This is a genomic window from Pseudoalteromonas sp. APC 3358, from assembly GCF_030408075.1.
Lineage (GTDB): Bacteria > Pseudomonadota > Gammaproteobacteria > Enterobacterales > Alteromonadaceae > Pseudoalteromonas > Pseudoalteromonas arctica.
On sequence record NZ_JASDCE010000001.1, the window covers coordinates 119,036 to 140,687 of the forward strand.

20 protein-coding genes are annotated in these 21,652 nt (G+C 38.8%); 14 read left to right on the top strand and 6 right to left on the bottom strand.

The window, feature by feature from the left end; genetic code table 11:
• Positions 1-17: 17 nt before the first annotated feature.
• Positions 18-1,400, bottom strand: a complete 1,383-nt coding sequence (locus QL995_RS00520; protein ID WP_290291571.1) for a Na+/H+ antiporter NhaC family protein — start codon at positions 1,398-1,400, stop codon at positions 18-20.
• A 317-nt stretch (positions 1,401-1,717) separates the two neighbouring features.
• Here QL995_RS00520 and QL995_RS00525 point away from each other — a divergent pair, with 317 nt between their 5' ends.
• Positions 1,718-2,224: a GNAT family N-acetyltransferase gene (locus QL995_RS00525; protein ID WP_290291573.1), complete on the top strand. Its 507-nt coding sequence runs from the start codon at positions 1,718-1,720 to the stop codon at positions 2,222-2,224.
• Here QL995_RS00525 and QL995_RS00530 read toward each other — a convergent pair.
• Genes QL995_RS00530 through QL995_RS00540 form a run of 3 tightly spaced genes read right to left on the bottom strand, consistent with a single transcriptional unit; the run spans position 2,221 to position 5,647 of the window.
• Positions 2,221-2,829: a PqiC family protein gene (locus QL995_RS00530; protein WP_007582431.1), complete on the bottom strand. Its 609-nt coding sequence runs from the start codon at positions 2,827-2,829 to the stop codon at positions 2,221-2,223. The genes QL995_RS00525 and QL995_RS00530 overlap by 4 nt on opposite strands.
• A complete protein-coding gene (pqiB, locus tag QL995_RS00535; RefSeq protein ID WP_007582433.1) occupies positions 2,829-4,484 on the bottom strand; it encodes an intermembrane transport protein PqiB in 1,656 nt (551 codons plus the stop codon). Before pqiB ends, QL995_RS00530 begins: the two co-directional genes overlap by 1 nt.
• On the bottom strand, positions 4,481-5,647 hold the full coding sequence (locus tag QL995_RS00540) for a paraquat-inducible protein A (RefSeq protein ID WP_010553945.1): 1,167 nt from the start codon (positions 5,645-5,647) through the stop codon (positions 4,481-4,483). Before QL995_RS00540 ends, pqiB begins: the two co-directional genes overlap by 4 nt.
• Before the next feature lie 221 nt (positions 5,648-5,868).
• Here QL995_RS00540 and QL995_RS00545 point away from each other — a divergent pair, with 221 nt between their 5' ends.
• Complete coding sequence (locus tag QL995_RS00545; RefSeq protein WP_290291580.1) at positions 5,869-6,558, top strand: transporter substrate-binding domain-containing protein; 690 nt, start codon at positions 5,869-5,871, stop codon at positions 6,556-6,558.
• Here the strand turns inward: QL995_RS00545 and QL995_RS00550 are convergent.
• Positions 6,547-7,362: a thioesterase family protein gene (locus tag QL995_RS00550; RefSeq protein ID WP_010553943.1), complete on the bottom strand. Its 816-nt coding sequence runs from the start codon at positions 7,360-7,362 to the stop codon at positions 6,547-6,549. The two genes, QL995_RS00545 and QL995_RS00550, sit on opposite strands and share 12 nt — an antisense overlap.
• 240 nt (positions 7,363-7,602) lie before the next feature.
• Between QL995_RS00550 and dnaK the strand changes: the two genes are divergently transcribed.
• The 12 genes from dnaK (at position 7,603) to QL995_RS00610 (ending at position 20,766) form a co-directional block, all read left to right on the top strand.
• Entirely contained in the window at positions 7,603-9,516 is a 1,914-nt protein-coding gene (gene dnaK / locus QL995_RS00555) for a molecular chaperone DnaK (RefSeq protein ID WP_008171317.1), read from the top strand.
• 202 nt (positions 9,517-9,718) lie between these two features.
• Positions 9,719-10,858 (top strand): molecular chaperone DnaJ, encoded by a 1,140-nt coding sequence (gene dnaJ / locus QL995_RS00560; RefSeq protein ID WP_290291585.1) that lies wholly within the window; start codon positions 9,719-9,721, stop codon positions 10,856-10,858.
• A 97-nt stretch (positions 10,859-10,955) separates the two neighbouring features.
• Positions 10,956-11,417 carry a Cys-tRNA(Pro) deacylase gene (gene ybaK / locus QL995_RS00565; protein ID WP_007585460.1) on the top strand — a complete coding sequence of 154 codons (462 nt, stop codon included), beginning with the start codon at positions 10,956-10,958 and terminating at the stop codon, positions 11,415-11,417.
• Between the two features lie 150 nt (positions 11,418-11,567).
• Complete coding sequence (locus QL995_RS00570) at positions 11,568-11,972, top strand: DUF1761 domain-containing protein (protein ID WP_024591801.1); 405 nt, start codon at positions 11,568-11,570, stop codon at positions 11,970-11,972.
• A gap of 90 nt (positions 11,973-12,062) precedes the next feature.
• A complete protein-coding gene (locus QL995_RS00575; protein WP_010553939.1) occupies positions 12,063-12,431 on the top strand; it encodes a response regulator in 369 nt (122 codons plus the stop codon).
• Positions 12,432-12,577: 146 nt separating this feature from the next.
• Positions 12,578-12,829 (top strand): hypothetical protein, encoded by a 252-nt coding sequence (locus QL995_RS00580; protein WP_007585454.1) that lies wholly within the window; start codon positions 12,578-12,580, stop codon positions 12,827-12,829.
• Positions 12,830-13,032: 203 nt separating this feature from the next.
• A complete protein-coding gene (locus QL995_RS00585) occupies positions 13,033-13,296 on the top strand; it encodes a hypothetical protein (protein ID WP_010553937.1) in 264 nt (87 codons plus the stop codon).
• Between the two features lie 170 nt (positions 13,297-13,466).
• A complete protein-coding gene (locus QL995_RS00590) occupies positions 13,467-15,197 on the top strand; it encodes a cache domain-containing protein (RefSeq protein WP_290291593.1) in 1,731 nt (576 codons plus the stop codon).
• Complete coding sequence (locus tag QL995_RS00595) at positions 15,190-16,554, top strand: sigma-54 dependent transcriptional regulator (protein ID WP_010553935.1); 1,365 nt, start codon at positions 15,190-15,192, stop codon at positions 16,552-16,554. The genes QL995_RS00590 and QL995_RS00595 overlap by 8 nt, the downstream gene beginning before the upstream one ends.
• A gap of 174 nt (positions 16,555-16,728) precedes the next feature.
• Positions 16,729-17,685, top strand: coding sequence for a porin (locus QL995_RS00600; RefSeq protein ID WP_290291596.1), 957 nt, complete (start codon positions 16,729-16,731; stop codon positions 17,683-17,685).
• 9 nt (positions 17,686-17,694) lie between these two features.
• On the top strand, positions 17,695-19,170 hold the full coding sequence (locus QL995_RS00605) for a DASS family sodium-coupled anion symporter (RefSeq protein WP_169045128.1): 1,476 nt from the start codon (positions 17,695-17,697) through the stop codon (positions 19,168-19,170).
• A gap of 177 nt (positions 19,171-19,347) precedes the next feature.
• Entirely contained in the window at positions 19,348-20,766 is a 1,419-nt protein-coding gene (locus QL995_RS00610) for a coniferyl aldehyde dehydrogenase (RefSeq protein ID WP_290291599.1), read from the top strand.
• Positions 20,767-20,924: 158 nt separating this feature from the next.
• Here QL995_RS00610 and QL995_RS00615 read toward each other — a convergent pair whose 3' ends face one another.
• Positions 20,925-21,650 (bottom strand): tetratricopeptide repeat protein, encoded by a 726-nt coding sequence (locus tag QL995_RS00615; RefSeq protein ID WP_007582012.1) that lies wholly within the window; start codon positions 21,648-21,650, stop codon positions 20,925-20,927.
• Positions 21,651-21,652 lie beyond the last annotated feature (2 nt).

The following is a 21,652-nucleotide window of genomic DNA, read 5'->3' on the forward strand; positions in this document are numbered from 1 at the left end:
TTTTTATTTAAGCAAATTTAAGCCATTATTAAAAAGCCTATAACAGCTAATGCCGCAGCAATTAGCGTGTAAGGCAATTGTGTAACGGCATGGCTCATTAAATTACAACCAGAGCCTTGCGCTGCGAGTACGGTTGAATCTGAGTAAAAACACGCTTGGCTACCAAAAGAAGAAGCCGATAATAGCGCACCAATGACCAGTGGTATGTTTGCATCAACCGCATTTGCCAGTGGCATAACAATCGGAATTGATACAGCAAAAATACCCCAGCTAGACCCTGTTGCAAACGCTAAAATAGCCATTGAAATAAATACCACGGCTGGTAAATATGCAGCAGTCATATAAGGGCTTAAGCTGCCAATAACAAACTGAGGCAAACCAATTAAGTCGCATACATCTTTAAATATAAACGCAGCTATAACAGTACCAATCGCGGGGATCATACTTTTAAAGCCATCAAGCATGCGTTCAATCATTTCACTTACGCTCATTAATTTTTGTAGCGCATAAAACGGGAGAGTGACCGCCATTGTTGCTAGTAAGCCTTTGTATACGTCTATTTCAAAGTAAACAGTAAATGCAACCAGTAAAATAATCGGCACCAAAAAGTTACGTAATTTACCTTTAGGATCAGCATCTTCAAAGTTTTCTTCAGCTGCTTTTACTGCATATTCATCCGCTGTTTGAACGTCATTGTATTGAGCAGGGTCGACTTGAGCTTGCTCAATTTGTGCCATTTGTTCTGCTTTTTTCATTGGACCAATCGCAGGAATAATACCCAGCACAACAAGTAAAACAACAAGCACTGCAAACCACGCATAAAACATATACGGTATGGCTTGGATATAAACTGCAATCCCTTTGCCTTCTTCAGCAATACCGTTATCTACGAGTAAGCCACCAAAAAAAACCGCCCAGGTAGATAAAGGGACAAGTACACAAATTGGTGCAGCAGTAGAGTCTACAACATAGGCAAGCATCTCACGGCTCACTTTAAATTTATCGGTAATGCGTTTCATGGTTTCACCCACGGTAAGCGCATTTAAGTAGTCATCAATAAAAATAACTACACCCAAACAAAAGGTCATAAACAAAGATGAACGCTTACCTTTAGTGTATTTAAGGGCTAACTTGCCAAAAGCCGATGCGCCACCTGTGCGCACTAATAGCGCGATTAAAGCGCCAAAGCCACCACATACAAGTATTAGCCAGCCAATGGTTTCGTCTGTCATTACTTTTAGCGATGTACTCGCAAAGTTAGTAAGTACCTGTGTAGGATCGGCTATAACTAAACCAACTAAAGCACCAATAAGTAAAGATAAAATAGGGCGGCGTAATACAACAGCCAATACAACCACCACTAACGGTGGTAGTAAACTCAACGCAGAAGATTCAAGCATTTAAGTATTCACAAAATTAAAAGCATGCATAAAAATTAAATTAATTTTCAAGCCGCTTATACAAAAACAAAGAAGATGATAAGTTTGTTGTTAAATCATTTTCCAAGTCACTGCTTTTGTACGCGTGGGAGGGACACATAAACAGTTATGTTAAATAGCTGTTTAAATGAAACGCGTTGGCTTTGGCGCCAGACGGTGCAAGGAGTGCAAACCGCTATTGTTGTGCCTGTAAAAACATCGGCGCAAAAATAATCCGCTTTTTAATTTCAGTCAACAAAAAGTTACATGCAAAACAAAGTTTTTTAGAGGAGCTTACATTGAACGCTGTATTTAAAACAAATCGACTGTTGTTGCGCCATGCAAATGAGCTTGATGCAGCTATTTTACTTAAGCTAGTTAATCAGGCGAGTTTCATAGAGCATATTGGTGATAAAGCAATCTATACCCTTGATGATGCCAAGTCGTACATCAATCAGTCATTTATTGCTTCTCATGTACGCCAAGGCTTTGGGCCTTACGTTATTACTTTGCATAATGCTGTAGTGGTTGGCGTTGTTGGGTTTTATAAACGAGCAGCGTTACAACAACCTGATTTAGGTTTTGCTCTTGTAAGTGGTTTTGAAAAAAAAGGCTATGTTTTTGAAGCGGCCAGCTCACTTTTGCACCATAAGCATGAATTTGGAATTACAAAACTGTGTGCAATAACATCACCTGATAATAGGGCATCGCAGAGTGTGTTGTTAAAATTGGGCTTTAAAATAGAGGGCAAGGCGGTTATCAATAATGATAAAACCGCCGTAATTATATTTTCACTTAATGATTAAAGTCTTGCTTGTTCTATTTGTTTTGCAACATTTAGGTTTATATTTAGCCATGTTGCTTCAAGCGTTGAAACTAAACCGTCGTATCCATCATCATCTATAGGCACTAGGTTTGAAAAATTATGAATACTTATAAGACGTCGGCCTGTTTCAGGGTGTGTGTAATATAAACGCCAAAGCCCTGAAATATCAGCGTTACCTTCCATGTCGCCATTAAAGTGGTGAATTTCGTATTCAAGCTCATAAAACGTTTGTTGATCGAGTTCAGTAATTACCGGCAAGCCCTTTATTACCATCCAATTTGGCATAGCATTAAAAAGAGTTTGCTGGGCTGTTGCAGTGAGCATTACATCCGGCGATTCGCCCCACAGGTTGTAATTTGCGGCATGAATTTGGTTGCTATCTATTTTCATAGCAATACCTAAATTATTTAAAGCACCTCTAAGTACAACTGTTTGTATTCTTAATTGTGCGTCTGTGTCTGTCACATTTCGAGAAGAGGCACCAATAGGCTGCTCAAACTGGTAATACTGTGTCGCAGTTTGTATTGATGAACTACAACCTGCCAATAGTAATAATAAACTTGCAGTTAAAAATAACGATTTCATTATTGCTTCCTTGGTTTTGGATCTGCTGGTAATGATTTATCAAAAATTAGCATATTAGGTTGCTCGTTTAATCCGCGAGTTAGAGGCTGTAGGCCCTCGCTTAAACGTTTAAACTCTTTTAATGTTTGCTGTATTTGATGATGAAGTTCAGAACCTGCTTGGTAACTGGCCATGGTTTTATCAAATTGGCGCATAGTTACTTCAAACTGCTCCATACTTTTTGTCATCTTTTCGAAATTACGATTAAAGTCGCCTGGTAAGTTTTGTGTATCTTTTTGGCTTAGTAGCTCTCGCATTTCATTAGCAAGCGCTCGGTAATCGGTAAATGTGGCTTGCATTTGTTCTAAGCTATCTTCAACTTTTAAGTTATTTACTTTATTAAGTACGTCAGAGACTTGGTCGGCTAATACGGTTATGCCGCTAGAAATACTCGGAAAAACATCATACTGCACAAGTTTACCTAGGTGCGCTTGCGGTGCATCTGGGTATATATCAAAATCAACGTACACTGCACCCGTTAATAAATTACCAGGCTTTAACGAGGCGCGCATACCACTTTCAATCCAGCCTTTTAAACTACCTTGCCAATACTCTTTAGCTGAGGCACTGTCGTGATACAAGCGTCCGTATTCTACTTTTATAAGTACTGGAACCGCCGTATTATGGTTTCTAAAGTGGGCAGGTTTACCGTCAATAATTACATTGGCAGGGGTTTCAACAACAGTACCTACACGCATACCTCTATATTCGACAGGAGCACCTGTGCGTAGTCCTCGAACTGATTGTTCAAATTCAATGAGGTAGTAATCAAAATCGTAAAAGCGCTCTTCTAGCGCTTCTTTATAGCTTTGACTTAATGAAAAGCTATGCCCATCTTGTGCTATTTCACCCGGGGCCTGTTGTTCAGGTAAGCCAACCGAAATACCGCCTTTTAAAAGTTTACTTAAAGAGCCCGTATTAATATTGATGCCATCGGCAGATAGGTCAATTTCAATCCCTGCGTTCACCCAAAAAATAGAGTTCATGGTGATGAGATTTTGATAAGGTTCTTTAATAAATACGCCGTACTTCATTGCTTGGTTTTCCCAATCAAAAGTGGCGGTTTCTATTTGCCCTATTTTATAATTTTTGAAAAATATACCGGTACTCACATCAAGCACTTCAGCGTTGTAACTCATTAATTTGAAACGGCCACCTTTCACATCTTTACCAATGAGGGCGGGTTCGTCTTGTAATTTAAAACGCTCTTTTAGCTCTTTACTTTCACCGGGTGAAAACTCTAAATATACACCAGACAATAGCGTACTCATTCCGCTAATACCCGTTTCATCAATGCGTGGCTTTACGACCCAAATTTTGGCATCGTCAGTTAATAGGTTATTGTAGTTTTTGTCTATTTGCGCACGGGCAATAACGCTGTCTTGGGTGTCTGATAGTCGAACATGATCAATTTGACCTATTTTTACACTGCGCACTTTTATTTCAGTTTTACCTGCAATAATGCCCTCAGCTTGTGGCATTTCGATAAAAATTGTAGGGCCTTTATTAGCTTGGTATTGGTATAACATCCACATGCCCACTAACAGCGCAATTGCCGGAATGATCCAGATAGCGGAAATTTTCGGTTCTTTTGTTATTTCGGCAGTTTCGGTCATGCTTTGTTCTCTGATTTTTTGTTTTTAGGGGAATCCCACAACAAGCGTGGGTCAAAGGCATGGGCAGCCATCATTTGGCATATTACCATAACTGTAAAAAATACAATGCCTAATCCTGGTGTTACTGACATTAAATTACCCAGTTGAACTAAGGCAACTAAAATAGCAACCACGAATACATCTATCATCGACCATTTTCCAATAAACTCAGTCAGTTGATAAATTCGGGTGTAACTTTTTGTATGTCTATTGGCAGGTCTCGTTACCATAAAGCATAAAAAGCTCAATACAAAAGCTTTAGCAAGTGGCACCACAACGCTGGCTAAAAATATAATAGCGGCAATAGGGTAGGAGCCACTTTTCCAAAGAGTAATAACACCACCAATTAAAGTCGAAGGAGATTCATCCCCAAGACTAGTGGTATGCATAATAGGCAAAACATTAGCTGGAATATAACAAACAACAGAGGTAATTAGCCAAGCTGCTGCTTTTTGTACGCTGTAAGGATTTCTAACGTGCGTTTTTGTATGGCAACGCTGACAAATATTACCGGTACATAGTTGATGGCACACATGGCAGGCTTTAATATTTTCATCTATTGCACGTTTAGCATGCTCTGCGCCTTCGAGTACTTTTACAGGCTTTATTTGAGCCCATAAGCGTGGGCGATTTAGGTGAACAAGCGCGGCTATGTATAAAATAACAAACCCCACATAAGCCCAAAAACTCGTGCCAAAGCTAATATCAGCCAGCGACATGATTTTAACCATACTAACAAGTACGCCAATTAAAAATATTTCCGACATAATCCACGGTTCTAACGCAAGGGTGAACTTTAGTAGTCGCCTTGCTATGCCCTCTGGTAATGTTTTTAAAAGCCCAAGATGCAAAGGAATTAAAATAAGAAGCAAACCCATAGGCAGAGCAATAATGCTTAAATCAATAAATAAGCCAAGCAGTTCACTATCGTAATTAAATAAAATTCGAGCCGCGTCGGGCAGTGTAATAGTTTGAGTAATACCACTACTGCTAAAAGAAATAAAAGGGTAAAACATACTGCTCAGCAGCATTAATAGTGCGCTAAAGCTTAGTGCAACTATACGACTATCGTGATTAACATCGGCTTCGCAAAGTTTATGGTGGCAATGTGGGCATATCGCCATTTGTTTTGCGATTATGCGAGGTATATCTATGATCAGATCGCAGCAGGGGCATACAGTTTGCAATTTAATACCAAGCAAGAAGAATATTTCTTCAATTTTGCTATATTTAATACATTAATACAACGCGTTCTGCTATCAAGCTGTTCGTTATATAAAGGAAGCGTGTGAAATATTATTTTTACTACATATTAATGTGGCTCTTTATTTGCTCGAAAAATGCTGTGGCTATTAATAAAGAGCGAGAGGTAATGATCGCTGCGAGCGCATCAATTCCACCCTATGTTTTTGTAAAAACGGACTCGGGTATACACCTAAATTTAATAAAAGCCGCGTTAAAGGCCAATGGATTTGCTAATATTAATGTGCAATATATGTCGAATAAACGCGCTGAGCATCAATTACATAATAAAGGAGTAGATATACTTTTAAATTATGCTGGAGGAATTAGTGCCGGTATTTATCCAAGTAAAACGGTACTTAGTTATGAAAATGTAGCTATTACACTCAAGCGAAATAAATATAACATTGATAAAATAGAAGACATGTTTAATAAAAACGTTCTTGCTTTTCAAAATGCAACGGCATATCTGCCTCCTATATTTAAAAGGAATGTTAAACACTTTAGCTCATATCAAGAGGTTATTAATCAAAAAGCGCAGGTAGATAAGCTGTTAAAAGGTTGGGTTGATGTAATTGTGTTAGATAAGCGTATTTTTTACTATTATTATAATCAACATAAATCCCCCGAAGCTGTACAAATTTACACTTTATTTCCAAAAGCAGATCGACCTGCTTATTTTAATAACCTCGTTTTAGCTACTGAGTTTGATATTGGTTTGGCGCTCATCAAGCAAAATGGTACTTATAAAAGGATTGTTGATGAAGGCCAAACCCATTCATCAATCAAATAAAGCCACTGTTTGACGTGTAAGCGCTATTAGCTCACCCGACTGCGACCATATACAGCCATCCTCTAAACCGTAACCATCTTTTGAATGATGAGTGATTGCTTCAAAGCCAAGCCATTCTCCAGGTGTTAAGTTTGGCTCTTGCACAAATTCTAAATACCACGACATGCTACTTGCAGGAGCGGGTTGTTTAAACATTTGTAAAAGTGTTGGCGGCCATGCATCGGTAAGTGCAATCACATGGGCCTCTGTAATTTGCTCTGGGGTGTGCTTAAAGCGCATCCAGCCACCTAAGTGAGAGGTTTCTGCACTACTAAATGGCATACCCCCTTGCTGTGGGCATAAATCAACATGTTGGAAAAATTCAGGCATCTGACCTTTTATAAAAGGTAATGTATGGCGCTCATCTACTGGCTTTAAACCCAAAGACTTCGAAACAGGCACATTAATACCCGACTCTCTACTTTTAGCAAAACACGCTTGTACAATTACGCACACTTGTTCATTTTGAATCGCTTTGGCGAGTACCTGTGTACTGCTTTTACCTTGGCGCAGTATTTCAATTGATAAAGAAAAAGGAGTATCGGCAAGTAATGGTCCTACAAAATTAGTACTGAGTGAAAGTAAGCGACGATCATCCGTTACCTTACCTCTGATTGCTTGATACAACAGTGCGGCTGAAAGCCCACCAAAAGCAGTTCTGCCTTGGCACCAGTTTTCTGGAAATTGCATTGTACTATTTAATTGTTCTGTATTTTCGGCTTGACCAATTTTTTCCGCTTGTTGAAGTAGTTGCTCAAAATGCATAGAAGATATCCTTTTATAGTGCGATTTAATAAATTTATAACACAATCAAACTAGTCAGACCAGTAATTAAAAGCGTCCCTGGCGGTGTAAAAATCACCATTCCTTACAATTATTAGGGTTATTTTGTAAATAAATCACAAAAAATGAATTTTTTTTCATTTTTACAGTTGAAATAAGTTTGGAGCAACCCTATTTACTAGTCATCGAACGTTTAACGAATATTGAAGTTGGAGAGATTTCATGGGTAAAATTATTGGAATAGATTTAGGTACTACAAACTCTTGTGTTGCAGTACTTGATGGTGGCAAAGCACGTGTTATTGAAAACGCGGAAGGCGATCGCACAACCCCGTCTATTATTGCTTACACGCAAGACGGCGAAACATTAGTAGGTCAATCTGCTAAGCGTCAAGCGGTTACTAACCCGACAAACACATTATTTGCAATTAAGCGTTTAATTGGTCGTCGTTTTGAAGACGAAGAAGTACAACGCGATATCGGCATAATGCCGTTTAAAATTGTTAAAGCTGATAACGGCGATGCATGGGTAGAAGCGGGCGGCGAAAAACGCGCTGCACCACAAATTTCTGCTGAAGTACTGAAAAAAATGAAGAAAACAGCTGAAGACTTCTTAGGTGAAGAAGTAACTGAAGCCGTAATCACAGTACCTGCATACTTTAATGATTCACAACGTCAAGCTACGAAAGATGCTGGTCGTATTGCGGGTCTTGAAGTTAAACGTATTATCAATGAGCCAACGGCTGCGGCACTTGCTTACGGTATGGATAAAAACCGTGGCGAAAACGTAGTTGCAGTATATGACTTAGGTGGCGGTACTTTCGATTTATCAATCATTGAAATTGATGAAGTTGAAGGCGAGCACACTTTTGAAGTACTTGCTACAAACGGCGACACTCACTTAGGTGGTGAAGATTTCGATAACCGCGTAATCAACTACTTAGTAGCTGAATTCAAGAAAGATCAAGGCTTAGACCTTAAAAATGATCCGCTTGCAATGCAACGTGTTAAAGAAGCTGCTGAAAAAGCAAAAATTGAACTTTCATCTGCACAGTCTACAGAAGTAAACCTTCCGTATGTAACTGCTGATGCATCTGGTCCTAAGCACATGAACGTGAAACTAACACGTGCTAAGCTTGAGTCACTAGTTGAAGATTTAGTAACTAAAACAATTGAGCCACTTAAACGTGCACTTGCTGATGCTGATTTATCAGTAAGCGACATCAACGACATTATTCTTGTTGGTGGTCAAACACGTATGCCTTTAGTACAAAAAATCGTTGCAGAGTTCTTCGGTAAAGAGCCTCGTAAAGATGTTAACCCTGATGAAGCAGTAGCCGTAGGCGCAGCGATTCAAGGTGGTGTACTTGCTGGTGACGTTAAAGATGTACTATTACTAGACGTTTCTCCATTATCTCTAGGTATTGAGACAATGGGTTCAGTAATGACTGCATTGATTGAGAAAAACACGACGATTCCTACTAAGAAATCGCAAACTTTCTCAACAGCTGAAGATAATCAATCTGCTGTAACAATTCATGTACTTCAAGGCGAGCGTAAACGTTCAAGCGACAATAAATCTCTAGGTCAATTTAACCTAGAAGGTATTCGTCCAGCACAACGTGGTACACCACAAATCGAAGTAACATTTGATGTTGATGCCGATGGTATCTTACATGTATCTGCGAAAGATAAAGATACAGGTAAAGAGCAAAAGATTACGATTCAAGCATCTTCAGGCTTAAGCGATGACGAAATTGAAGCGATGGTTCGTGATGCAGAAGCACATGCTGAAGACGATAAAAAGTTTGAAGAACTTGTAGCTGCTCGTAACCAAGCTGACGCTTTAGTTCACGGTACACGTAAGCAAATTGAAGAAGCTGGCGATGCATTACCAAACGAAGACAAAGAAGCAATTGAAGCTGCTGTTGTAGATTTAGAAGCTGCAATTAAGAGCGACAATAAAGAAGAGATTGAAGCTAAAACTCAAGCTCTTGCTGAAAAGTCTCAAAAACTAATGGAAATTGCTCAAGCGAAAGCACAGCAAGGTTCAGCAGACGCTGGCGAACAACAGTCAACTAAGCAAGACGACGACGTTGTTGATGCAGAGTTCGAAGAAGTGAAAGACGACAAGTAATTGTTGCTACCGCTTCTCGCTAGCCAAAAACACTTAACTCAGTTAGGTGTTTAGGTTAGGATGAACAATTGAGGCGCGCGAGCAATAGCTTGTCGCGCCTTTTGCATGTATTCAAGGTTTAAAAATTCAATGATAAATCGATGCGATTTATCGGTTTATCCAGCAGCTTACGCTGTAAACAGAAAAGAGTAGTGTGATAGATATGTCAAAACGCGATTATTACGAAGTCCTCGGCGTAAGCAAAGATGCGAGTGAGCGAGACATAAAAAAAGCGTATAAACGCTTAGCGATGAAATATCATCCAGATCGTACCGCAGGCGATAAAGATCTCGAAATAAAATTTAAAGAAGTTAAAGAAGCGTACGAAATTTTAACCGACGATCAAAAACGTCAAATGTATGACCAACATGGTCACGCAGCCTTTGAACAAGGTGGTGGCGGTGGTCACGGTGGTTTTGGTGGCGGACATGGCGACTTTGGTGATGTATTTGGCGATGTATTTGGCGATATTTTTGGTGGCGGCGGTGGTCGACGTCAATCTCGTCAACAACGTGGATCTGATTTACGTTACAACATGGACTTAAGCTTAGAAGAAGCTGTTCGTGGTAAAGAAGTTGAAATTAAAGTACCTACATGGGTTGGTTGTGAGCCATGTGATGGCAGTGGTGCTAAAGTGGGTTCTAAGCCTAAAACATGTACTACATGTCATGGTGCTGGCCAGGTGCAAATGCGCCAAGGTTTCTTTGCTGTTCAGCAAACGTGTCCAACGTGTCAGGGACAAGGTCAAATTATTTCAGACCCTTGTAACAGTTGTCATGGACAAGGCCGCGTAGAAAAAACTAAAACGCTTTCAGTTAAAATTCCAGCTGGCGTTGATACAGGCGACCGTATTCGCTTAACGGGTGAAGGCGAAGCCGGAATGCATGGCGCGCCGTCGGGCGACTTGTACGTGCAAGTATCGGTTCGTGAACATGAAATATTTGTACGTGAAGCGAATAATTTATATTGTGAAGTACCAATTAGCTTTACTACAGCAGGCCTTGGTGGCGAAATTCAGGTGCCAACACTTGATGGTCGTGCAAAACTTAAAATACCGTCTGAAACTCAAACGGGCAAAATGTTCCGTATGCGTGGCAAAGGTGTTAAGTCTGTACGCAGTGGTGCACAAGGCGATCTAATTTGTAAAGTGGTAATCGAAACGCCAGTTAATCTTAACGAGCGTCAACGTGAACTACTTCAAGAGTTAGATGAAAGCATGGGCACAGATAGCTCTAAAAACCGTCCTAAAGAGCAAGGCTTTTTTGACGGTGTTAAAAAGTTTTTTGATGATTTAACTAAATAAATTTAAATTATTATGAACAAAAAAACGACGCTTTTAGCGTCGTTTTTTTTGCTTTAAACTTAATTTTTGTTACTGTGAATAAAAAAGATGAAACAGCATGACACCAGCAATAGATCTACTTAAAAAGCAAAAAAAAACCTTTGAAGTACTCAGTTATGAGCACGATAAGAATAATAGCCACTACGGGCTTGAAGCCGTTGAAAAGTTAAATTTAGACAGTGCACAAGTATTTAAAACCATAGTACTTGAAACACATGAAGGGCAACTGATTGTTGCTGTAACGCCTGTATCTCAACAAGTTAATTTAAAACAGTTAGCTAAATTATGTGGGGCTAAAAAAGTAATTATGGCTGCCCCACAAAAAGTACAAGTTAGTACCGGTTATATTTTAGGAGGGGTGAGTCCGCTTGGACAAAAAAAACGTCTAGCTACATTTATTCATAGTAGTGCTTCTCTCTTTGACACTATTTATGTGAGCGCCGGAAAAAGAGGCTTAGAAATAGCACTCTCGCCAACTGATTTAGCCTTATTGACCAATGCAAAATTTGGCGATTTATAAATTTTATTTTTATAATTACCTTCTATACCAAAAATTAATTTAAGTAAGGCCATTTGCTCAATCCCCTATTTATAACTACATTGGGAGTATCTTTATACCGTTAATATTTAATACCAAACGGTATTACACTTTTTGTATACGGCTATTTGTATGAACCTTTTAGATGTAGATTATTTTGCGATACTAGTGGCTGCACTGTCTTCTTTTATGCTTGGTGGTATATGGTATTCAAAAGCTCTCTTTAAAAATGCCTGGCTAGAAAGTATAGGCTTAACTGATCTGGATTTACAATCGGCTAACCCTAAGTTGATATTTGGTGGCAGTTTTTTTTTAGTTTTTATAGCGGCTTTAATGCTATCTCTTTTTTTAGGTAAGGATGCAAGCGTAGGTGAAAGTATAGGAACCGGCTTCGTGATCGGCTTTTTTTGGATCAGTAGTTCATTTGGATTGAGTTATATATTTGAGCAACGCCCTCTAAAGCTTTTTTTAATTAACGGGGGGTACCATATTTTACAATTTTCGTTAATGGGGCTCATTTTAGGGATATGGCCGTAAGATTTAAATAATCAGCAAATCCAAATTTGATCCTTATCTACGAGTAGAGTAGTTTTATATAATCCCATTATACAATTGGTAAAGAAACTAATGAAAATATTAGTTGTTGATGATATGCCACTCATGCGACACGTATTAATTAATATGCTTAGAAAACTAGAGTATAGCAATATCGTTGAAGCAACTGATGGATTGCAAGCTTTGGTATTTCTGCGTAATCAACATTTCGATTTGGTTATTACTGACCTTCATATGCCAAAAATGGATGGCGTTAGTTTACTTACTAACATTCGAAAAGATAAAGAACTTGCTGATATTCCCGTTTTAATGGTTACTTGTGAAGACAGTACAGATAAAGTTAAGCAAGTTATTGCAGCTAAAGTATCAGGATTTATAGTCAAACCTTTTAATATGAATGTATTGTCATCTCAGTTAAACCGCTTCTTTTTTAAAGATTAGGATGTGTTTATTTTATAAAGGTTATATGTAATGGGGCTTTATAGATTAAGTCTGCCGTATCTAAATTCTAAGTCAGAGGTGGTAACCTTCACCCATCTAAACTGATATAATTGCTAATTACTCTTTATATAATACCGCAGGACGTAATGGCAAAACCCAACAAAAAAGGCCCTACTAAAACGGTTGATATTTTTTGCTCTGCTTGTAAAGCCTCTTTATTTAAATATCGAAAAGGGGGGAAAGGAGCATTAGTTAAGTGCTTTAAAGAGCGTATTAGCCAAGACTTTACAACAGAGGCTTGTATTTGCCCTAACTGTAGCCGGCCATTTGCCCGAGAAGCGATTATTCGCGGTGCGCCGGCCTATAAAATAATTGGCGGCAAAGTAACCTTTAAATAAGGTATATGAAGTAATACTAAACCGCAATAATACTTAATTAAGCGAATAAGTATAAAGCCTTGTGCATGCGGACATATGGCCTTGTTAGAATTTACTATATTGATAGAATCGCCCGGTTTGCTGTTTCAATGAATGAAAAAATACCCTCCCCATGGATCGGGCCAGTTTATTGGGTTATTTAAAAATGGATAAAGGATAGTTTCGTGATAGCACTCTTATTTGACATCATAGGCATGACAGGTACTTTTTTAGTAGTTGGTTCATTTTTTTTACTGCAGCTAGGTAAAACATCTCCAGCTAGCTTAACGTATAATATGATGAATTTAACAGGGGCAATTTTACTGTTAATTAGCCTTTGTTATAACTTTAATTTAGCGAGCTTTGTAATCGAGATATTTTGGATTGCAGCGTCGTTAATTGGCTTATATAAATATGTTAAAAATAGATCAACATTAGCTACAAATTAATTGTTTTTTAATTTAATGCTAAACAGATCGCTGTAAACATAGTTGTTTACGGCGATTTTTGTTTTTAAACACTTTAAAACTGTTGTTAACAAAAAGTTTATATCTCTGCTAGAGATTAGCCGTTACACTAGCGCCCTAAAATTTTCTTGGCTATTTTTTGCGAGTTCTTCATGTTTTCTTTTTCTAAAAAAATCATTACTGTTTGTGTGTTACTCGTACTTATATTAGTTGTTACGTTTTGGCTTGGTCGTTCTCATGATGTTGAGCAAGCAACCTACCAGGCTGAGCGCCAAGTTACGCAATTAAATAACTATATTGATACTGAGCTTGCTCGTTTTTCTGCTATTCCCCAGTTACTTACCTATAACTCGTTAATGATAGACTTTGTAGATGCGCAGCCACAGCACTATAACGCTATTAATAACTACCTTGCTGATATTCAACAAGCCAGCGGTGCCTCAGATATTTTTGTTCTAAATACTCAAGGCGAAGTTATTGCCAGTAGTAATTGGCAAGCAGATTATACTTTTTTAGGTAGCAACTTTGCGTTTAGACCTTATTTCAAACGTGCATTTGCAGGCGAAAAAGTAGCGTACTTTGCATTAGGCATGCGCTCTAAAGAGCGTGGTATTTACTTTTCACAAGCAGTATATCGCGACAATAAAGCCATTGGTGTTGTTGTGTTAAAAGTGAATGTAAGTAAATTTGAGGATGACAGAGAGCTTCTAAATACTTCAAAGGGTAGTCACTTTTTTTTGCAGCTTGCAGATGAGGTAATTGCAATGTCAGATATGCAAACGTGGCGATTAAACAGCTTCACTGAACTTGATATAACTATGCGCAGAGATATTAAATCTCGTCGGGCTTATTTAGATCATCAGCCTTTGTATATTAAGCAGTTTCAATTTTCTAATGAAGGTATTAAACATTTAAAAATAGATAAAAAACTTTACGTAATGTCGCAAAGACCTTTACGATATTTTAATGCCACGATGAACGTACTCGTTGATATAACAAAAGTTAATTCAGCTCAACTGCCTCGCTTATTTTGGGTATTTATTATCTGTAGCTTAGTTATTATTATTAGTTATATTTTATTAACTCGGTTTGCGGGTTATAAAAAGCTGGTGTACTCCAGACATAGCCTTGAACTTGAAGTCCTTGAGCGCACTCAGGCTTTGGAAAAAGTACAAACGGCTTTAGTGCAGTCTGCAAAGCTTGCGACAATAGGACAGCTAAGTGCAGGAATCAACCACGAAATAAACCAGCCGCTCAGTGCTATTAATACTTATTTAGCTTCAGCAAAGCGTTTATTAGCTAAAGGAAATACTTCAGCACTTGGTGAAAGTTTAGTCGTGATTGAGGGATTAGTTGATCGAGTGCACCAAATTGTAGGTCAGTTAAAGCACTTTAGTAAGCCTTCAAAAATGCAACTTAGACCTTACCCTCTTGCAGGGCTTGTTAATAACGCTTTAATGATTTCTAGCGCACAGTTAAAGCAAGATAACGTACAAGTAGAGCCTCCTCAGTTTGATGAAACAGTCGTTGTATGGGTCGATTCGCTTAAGTTTGAACAAGTACTCGTTAATTTAATTACTAATGCTAGCCAAGCTATGAATGGCGCAATTATTCGTAACTTAAGTTTTCAGCTGGAGTGTTTTGAAGAGCGAGTAAAACTGTCGATTTTAGATACTGGCTCTGGTATTGAGCAACATGCATTTGGTAATTTGTTTGAACCTTTTTATAGTACTAAATCAAGTAAAGGTTTAGGCCTTGGTTTATCTATATCAAAACAAATAATAGATTCGTTTAATGGTTGTTTGAGCGCGCACAATCGAGTTGAAGGCGGGGCTGAATTTATAATTAGCCTCTCTAACAGGCAGGAAAATAAAGATGATTGATAGCTCCCCATGTAATCACATAATAGTCATTGATGATGAAGCAATGATCAGAGACTCTTTAAAGCAATTGCTCACTCTCGAAGGATACACCGTTGAGTGCTTTAATGACGCAAGTACCGCTCTTAGCAAACTCAATAGGCGCTTTGCTGGAGTTGTGCTGAGCGATATAAATATGCCGAACATGGATGGCTTAACACTTTTAGAGCAAATAACGGCTTTTGATAGTGAGCTCCCTGTAATATTTTTAACTGGTTACGCTGATGTATCGATAGCAGTTAAAGCGATGCAATTAGGTGCGTATGATTTATTTGAAAAACCAGTTAACGAACATCTTCTTGATTGCATAGCACGAGCGTGCGACAAACGAAGCCTTGTTATGGAGAACCGCGCATTAAAAGTGGCTGTACAGAAAACCTCAGCCCCAGGTGTACGCATACTAGGTGACACACCTAAAATGCAACACATGATGCACTTATTAAACACAATTATAGATACCCCAACCGATGTAATGATTGAAGGTGAAACTGGCACAGGTAAAGAACTTGTAGCGCGGTATCTACACGATCAAAGTAATCGCTCTAGCTGTAATTTTGTTGCTATTAACTGTGGCGCAGTACCAGAGCAGTTAATAGAAAGCGAATTGTTTGGTGCAGCAAGTGGTGCATATACAGGGGCTACTCAAAGTCGAAAAGGTAAGTTTGAATATGCACAAGGTGGTACGGTCTTTTTAGATGAAATAGAAAGCACTCCAATGGCACTGCAAGTTAAGTTATTACGCGTATTAGAAGAGCGAAAAGTAACACCTGTAGGCGATAACAAAGCAATTGATTTAGACATCAGAATTGTTGCAGCTACAAAAGTAGACTTACTTGCGTTAGTTGAAAAGGGTGATTTTAGAGCTGATTTATACTACAGACTTAGTTTGGTTAACGTTAATATTCCGCCATTACGAGAGCGAAAAGCTGACATATTACTTTTGTTTAAACACTTTAGCTCTATTGCTGCAACTCGCTATCATAAGCCGCCGGCGGCAGTAAATTACGAAATACAACAGCGGTTAGTTGCCTATGACTGGCCGGGCAATGTGAGAGAGCTAAGAAATCAAGCAGAGCGAGCTGTATTACTTGGTGCCGAACTTGCCTTTGCTGAAGTTAAAACACAACAATTAGGTGGCTTATCTCCCGATTTAAGCTTATCTGAAAAAGTCTCTTTTTATGAGCAGTCACTTATTGAGTACGCGCTTGAGCAAAACCACGGCAGTATTAAAAACACCATGGAAACACTGCAAATTGCCCGTAAAACACTTTACGATAAAATGAGTAAATACAATCTTAATAGAGATATGTTTACTGACTAAATGTGTGGGTTTGGTGACAGGACCTACTTTCTTATGTGTGGTAATTCACACGTTTTTATTTAAATCAAACGATTTATTTTAGTAAGCTATTGAAATAGATTGCTTTTATACACTTGGCAGTAAAGTTGCCTTATTAGCGCTACAACAAGTAGATTCTAATAATTAGGGCACACGATGACAAAAACTACACACACCTGTATTTTATTTCTATCCTATGGTTGCTTAGCTACGTTTTCACACACATCTTTTGCTGCAGAGTACGCTGTATACGGTAAAGCTGAAGTACAAATTGCCAGTACTGATACGGGCATAATGCGTTATGCCGAAGAGGGTACTCAAATTGAAGCGCCATACTCGCGTATTGGTATTAAGGGCGATCATAAACTTAACGAATATTTAAGTGCTGTTTTTAAATATGAGGTACAAGTTAAAGGTTTTGAAGAAGATGATACGCAAGAGCCTTTCACAGCACGTAATACTTACTTAGGTTTAAAAGGTGCTTTTGGTGAGGTAGTTGTAGGTCGAAACGACACTCGCTTTAAATACTCTGAAGGAAAACTCGATAACTTTAACGAGACTCAAGCCGACATAGCTCAGGTTATTGCGGGGCAAGACCGCCTCGGTGACACGATTACTTATACTTCAAATTATTGGTATAACACGCAGTTTTCACTTACGTATGCCCCAAAAGATGATAATAAAGATAATGAAGCAGGTTTTGCTGCTACGCTTATTTATGGCGATCGTAATTTAAATAACACCCCGTATTATGTGTCATTAAGCCATGTTGATTCACTTAATAATATAACAGCAAGTAGAATCGCAGGCGTTTATAAGTTTAAGCAATTACAATTAGGCGCCCTATACCAGCATTCAGAATCAGTAGATGGTACTAAATCTGGTAATGGTTATGTATTGAGTGCAAGTTATACGTTTGATAAGTGGGTGCCAAAAATTCAATTTGCTAAAGATGACTCAACTCTTCGTCAAGCATCTGAGGCAACGCAATGGAGTACGGGCCTTGACTATGTATTTGATAAGCAAACAACAGCTTACCTTTTATATACCGATCTTAATTTAGAAGAACAAGACGACAGCAGTGTTGCGCTTGGTCTTAAATACAAGTTTTAGAGGCTAGCCATGACAGATAATATATTGACGCAAGAACCAGGTAAGAACAGACATTTTCAATGGCTTTTTTTAGTACTGGGCCCTTTAGTAATGCTATTAACATGTTTACTCGATCCACCAACGGGTATGTCTGTAGCCGCATTTAAAACCGCAGGTTTAGCGTTTTGGATGGCATCGTGGTGGGTAAGTGAAGTTGTACCAATTCCGGCAACTGCATTGCTACCACTGGTAATATCACCACTGGCTGACATAGCAGCAATAAAAAGTGTGGCCGCGCCGTATGCACACCCGTTAATCTTTTTATTTTTAGGCGGGTTTTTAATCTCAATTGCTATGGAGCGTTGGGGGTTACATAAACGTATTGCGCTAAGCACTATGCTATATGCGGGTAAAAAACCAAGTTTACAAATTTTAGCTATGATGCTGGTAACCGCATTTTTGTCGATGTGGATGTCTAATACGGCTACAGCCGTAATGATGCTGCCTATTGCACTTTCGATTACCAGTTTAGTTAAGCAATCAGACCCGAGTAATGAAGGGTTTGGTAAGGCTTTACTGTTATCAATCGCTTATGGTGCAAGTATTGGTGGTATTGCTACTTTAATCGGTACTCCGCCTAATGCCTTAATGGCTGCTTACTTGTCAGATAGTTACCAAATAGAAATTGGCTTTGCTCAGTGGATGATTGTAGGTGTACCTCTGTCTTTAAGCATGCTAATTATTAGCTGGGTTTGGCTTACTAAATTTGCGTATAAAGTAGATGCTAATGTTAAAAACGATCAAAAAATTGATACGAAAGCGGTATTTTCAACGCAGTTAAAAAACCTTGGAGTAATGCAACGTGCAGAAAAAGGCGTGTTGTTTGTATTTGTACTTGCTGCACTTTGTTGGATATTTAGACCTTTATTAGGTGATATAACAGGTCTTAATATTTCAGATACTACAATTGCAATTGCAGCGGCATTGCTGTTGTTTGTAATGCCAGCGAATAAAGACAAAGATGAGCGTATTCTTGATTGGCATCACGCGTCAGAGGTACCGTGGGGTGTGCTACTTTTGTTTGGAGGCGGATTGACATTAGCATCTCAAATAAAATCATCAGGTCTTGCTGATTTTATTGCCCAAATGATAGAAGGTGTAAGTACTATTCCACTTGTTATGAGCGTACTTGTTGTTGTGGCATTAATTACGTTTTTAACGGAGATCACGAGTAATACAGCGACTGCTGCTGGCTTTCTTCCTTTGTTAGGACCCGTTGCAGAATCTATAACAGGTTCGCCACTTGTATGGGTTATTCCTGCCGCTATTGCATGTAGTTGCGCATTTATGATGCCAGTAGCGACACCACCAAACGCTATCGTTTTTGGCTCTGGGCAAATTCAAATGCGCGACATGATAAGAGCAGGGTTTGTGCTAAATATTGTCGCCATTGTATTAATTACGCTAGTGACAATGACTATCGCAGCGCAAGTATTTGGCTTTTAAAGCTGTGCTAAATTAGTTCCAACCAGTAGTTTTGTTTATATTTACAATTTTAAACAAAGCTACTCTTTATACTTATTTATATTGCTCAAGAAGCTCTTTTTAGATAATTAGTGTTATTGCTCGAAAAACAGAACAAGGTTATAGTCTGCGGTAACTTTAAAAATTGAGTAATCTATTTTGAGCACCGACACATCACAGGCAATGCCTTTAATTCCCCAATTTGATGAATTGCAAAAAAGCTTTCTCGAAACACCTTACTTGCCAATTGATAAACGTCTCGTTTTATTAAAAAAACTCCGTGTACGTATTGTTGAACTTGAGCAAGAGCTAGTGGATGCTGCTTCAAAAGACTTTGGTTACAGAACTGCTTTCGATACTCTACTTGGCGATATATTGCCTACGGTTCAAACCCTCACGCACATTATCAAAAAGCTACCAAAATGGGCAAAGCCAAGTAATCGCTCTGTAGGTTTAAGTTTGTGGCCTTCAAAAGTAAGTGTTAATTACCAACCTAAAGGTGTGGTTGGTATTATTGCACCGTGGAATTACCCGATTCAGTTAGCGTTAGTACCTGTGCTTACTGCCATAGCTGCTGGTAATAGAGTGATGCTCAAATTAAGCGAGTTTACACCGCATACAAACGTCGTTATCGAAAAAATATTTAAAGACGACATGCAAACGCATTGCAAAATAATACAAGGCGGTAGCGACGTAGCCGCGCAGTTTTCATCACTGCCATTTGCTCATTTATTATTTACGGGGTCATCGGCCGTTGGTAAATTAGTAATGGCTTCAGCGAGCCGTAATTTAACACCAGTAACGCTCGAGCTCGGTGGTAAATCGCCAGTTATTATTACGCAAAATGCCGATATTAAAAAAGCGGCGCAAGCTTTACTGTTTGGAAAAATGGCCAACGCAGGGCAAATATGCGTTGCTCCCGACTACGTATTTGTACCCAAAGAGCTTGAGCATCAGTTGGTTCAGCAATTATGCGAGCTTTATAAAAAGCACTTTAAAGACGGTGTTGAAGGTAAAAACTTAACTTCTATTATTAGCGATGCACACTATAAACGTTTAGCAACCTATTTAGAGCAAGCCCAAGAGCTTGGCGCAAACATTATTAAGCCACTTGAGCAAAACCAGCAAGATGAGCAAAAACATCGTATGGGGCTGCACTTAGTGACTCAAGTTACTGACGAAATGCAGCTTATGCAAGATGAGTTATTTGGCCCAATACTACCAATCATGAGCTATGACAAACTTGATGATGCAATTGACTATATTAAAGCCCATCACCACCCGTTAGCGCTTTATATTCTAGGGCAAGATAAGCGCGCTCAAGAATACATTATGAAGCAAACAATCAGTGGCACTGTGGCAATAAACGATACGTTAGTGCAAGTAACTGCTGACGATGCCCCTTTTGGTGGTGTAGGGCACTCAGGAATGGGGCATTATCATGGCATAGAAGGGTTTTTAACGTTTAGCCATGCTAAAAATACGTTAGTATCGGGCTCGTTTAATCCTCGTATTGTTATGCTGCTAAAACAAAGCAAACTTCTTATTAAGCTACTAAAGTGGCTTTACATAAAATAAGAGGGTGTTGATTTTGTAAAGTTGAATAGATTTTGAATCTGCTAAATCAAGATATATTAAAAAGGCTGAATTACGTTATGTAATTCAGCCTTTTTAGATTAGTTTCAAACTAAGGTCTTAAACTCTTAAACTTTAAAATAAGACTTTAAAATAAGACTTTAAAATAAGCGACCTTCGCCAGCATAGGTACCCACTTGTATTTTTGCATAAATGGCATCGGCTTTTTCTTTAGCTTCTTCAATTTCTTTAGGCAGCATTTTACGCTCATCAAGTTTGCGGCTATGACTCGCTTGCATATTGCCGTTGTACTCAGCGATAGTATTCCAAATGTATGACTTTTCTAAATCTTTTGGCATACCTAGCCCTTCAAAATACATTAGCGCTAAATTGAATTGTGCTAAAGAGTAATTGTTTGCAGCTGCTTTTTCGTACCAGTTGCGTGCCGCTTCATAATCTCGCGTAACGCCCACGCCATTAGAATACATTACACCTAAATTAAACTGAGCCGCAGGCAGGTTTTTATTGGCTGCTTTTTCAAATAAGGTAACAGCCATTTGGTGATCAAGCTTTACGCCTTTACCTTCGTCGTATAAAACAGCTAACGCAAACATTGAATCCGGATGGTTCTTTTTAACGCCTTGTTGATAAAGCGCAGCTGCCTTGCGGTAATCGCGTGTTACACCGTATCCACCTTCGTATAATTTAGCTAGTTCGTAAATTCCTGGCGCAAAACCTTTATCTGCAAGGTATTGAAATTCTTTTAGGGCGACTGCAAATTCACCTTCGTTAGCTGCTCTTATGCCATCTTCTAATGTTGCATGAGCGAAAGGGCTGGCAAGTAAAACGCCAGCAAGAACGAGTGCTTTCAAATTAAACTGTGACATAT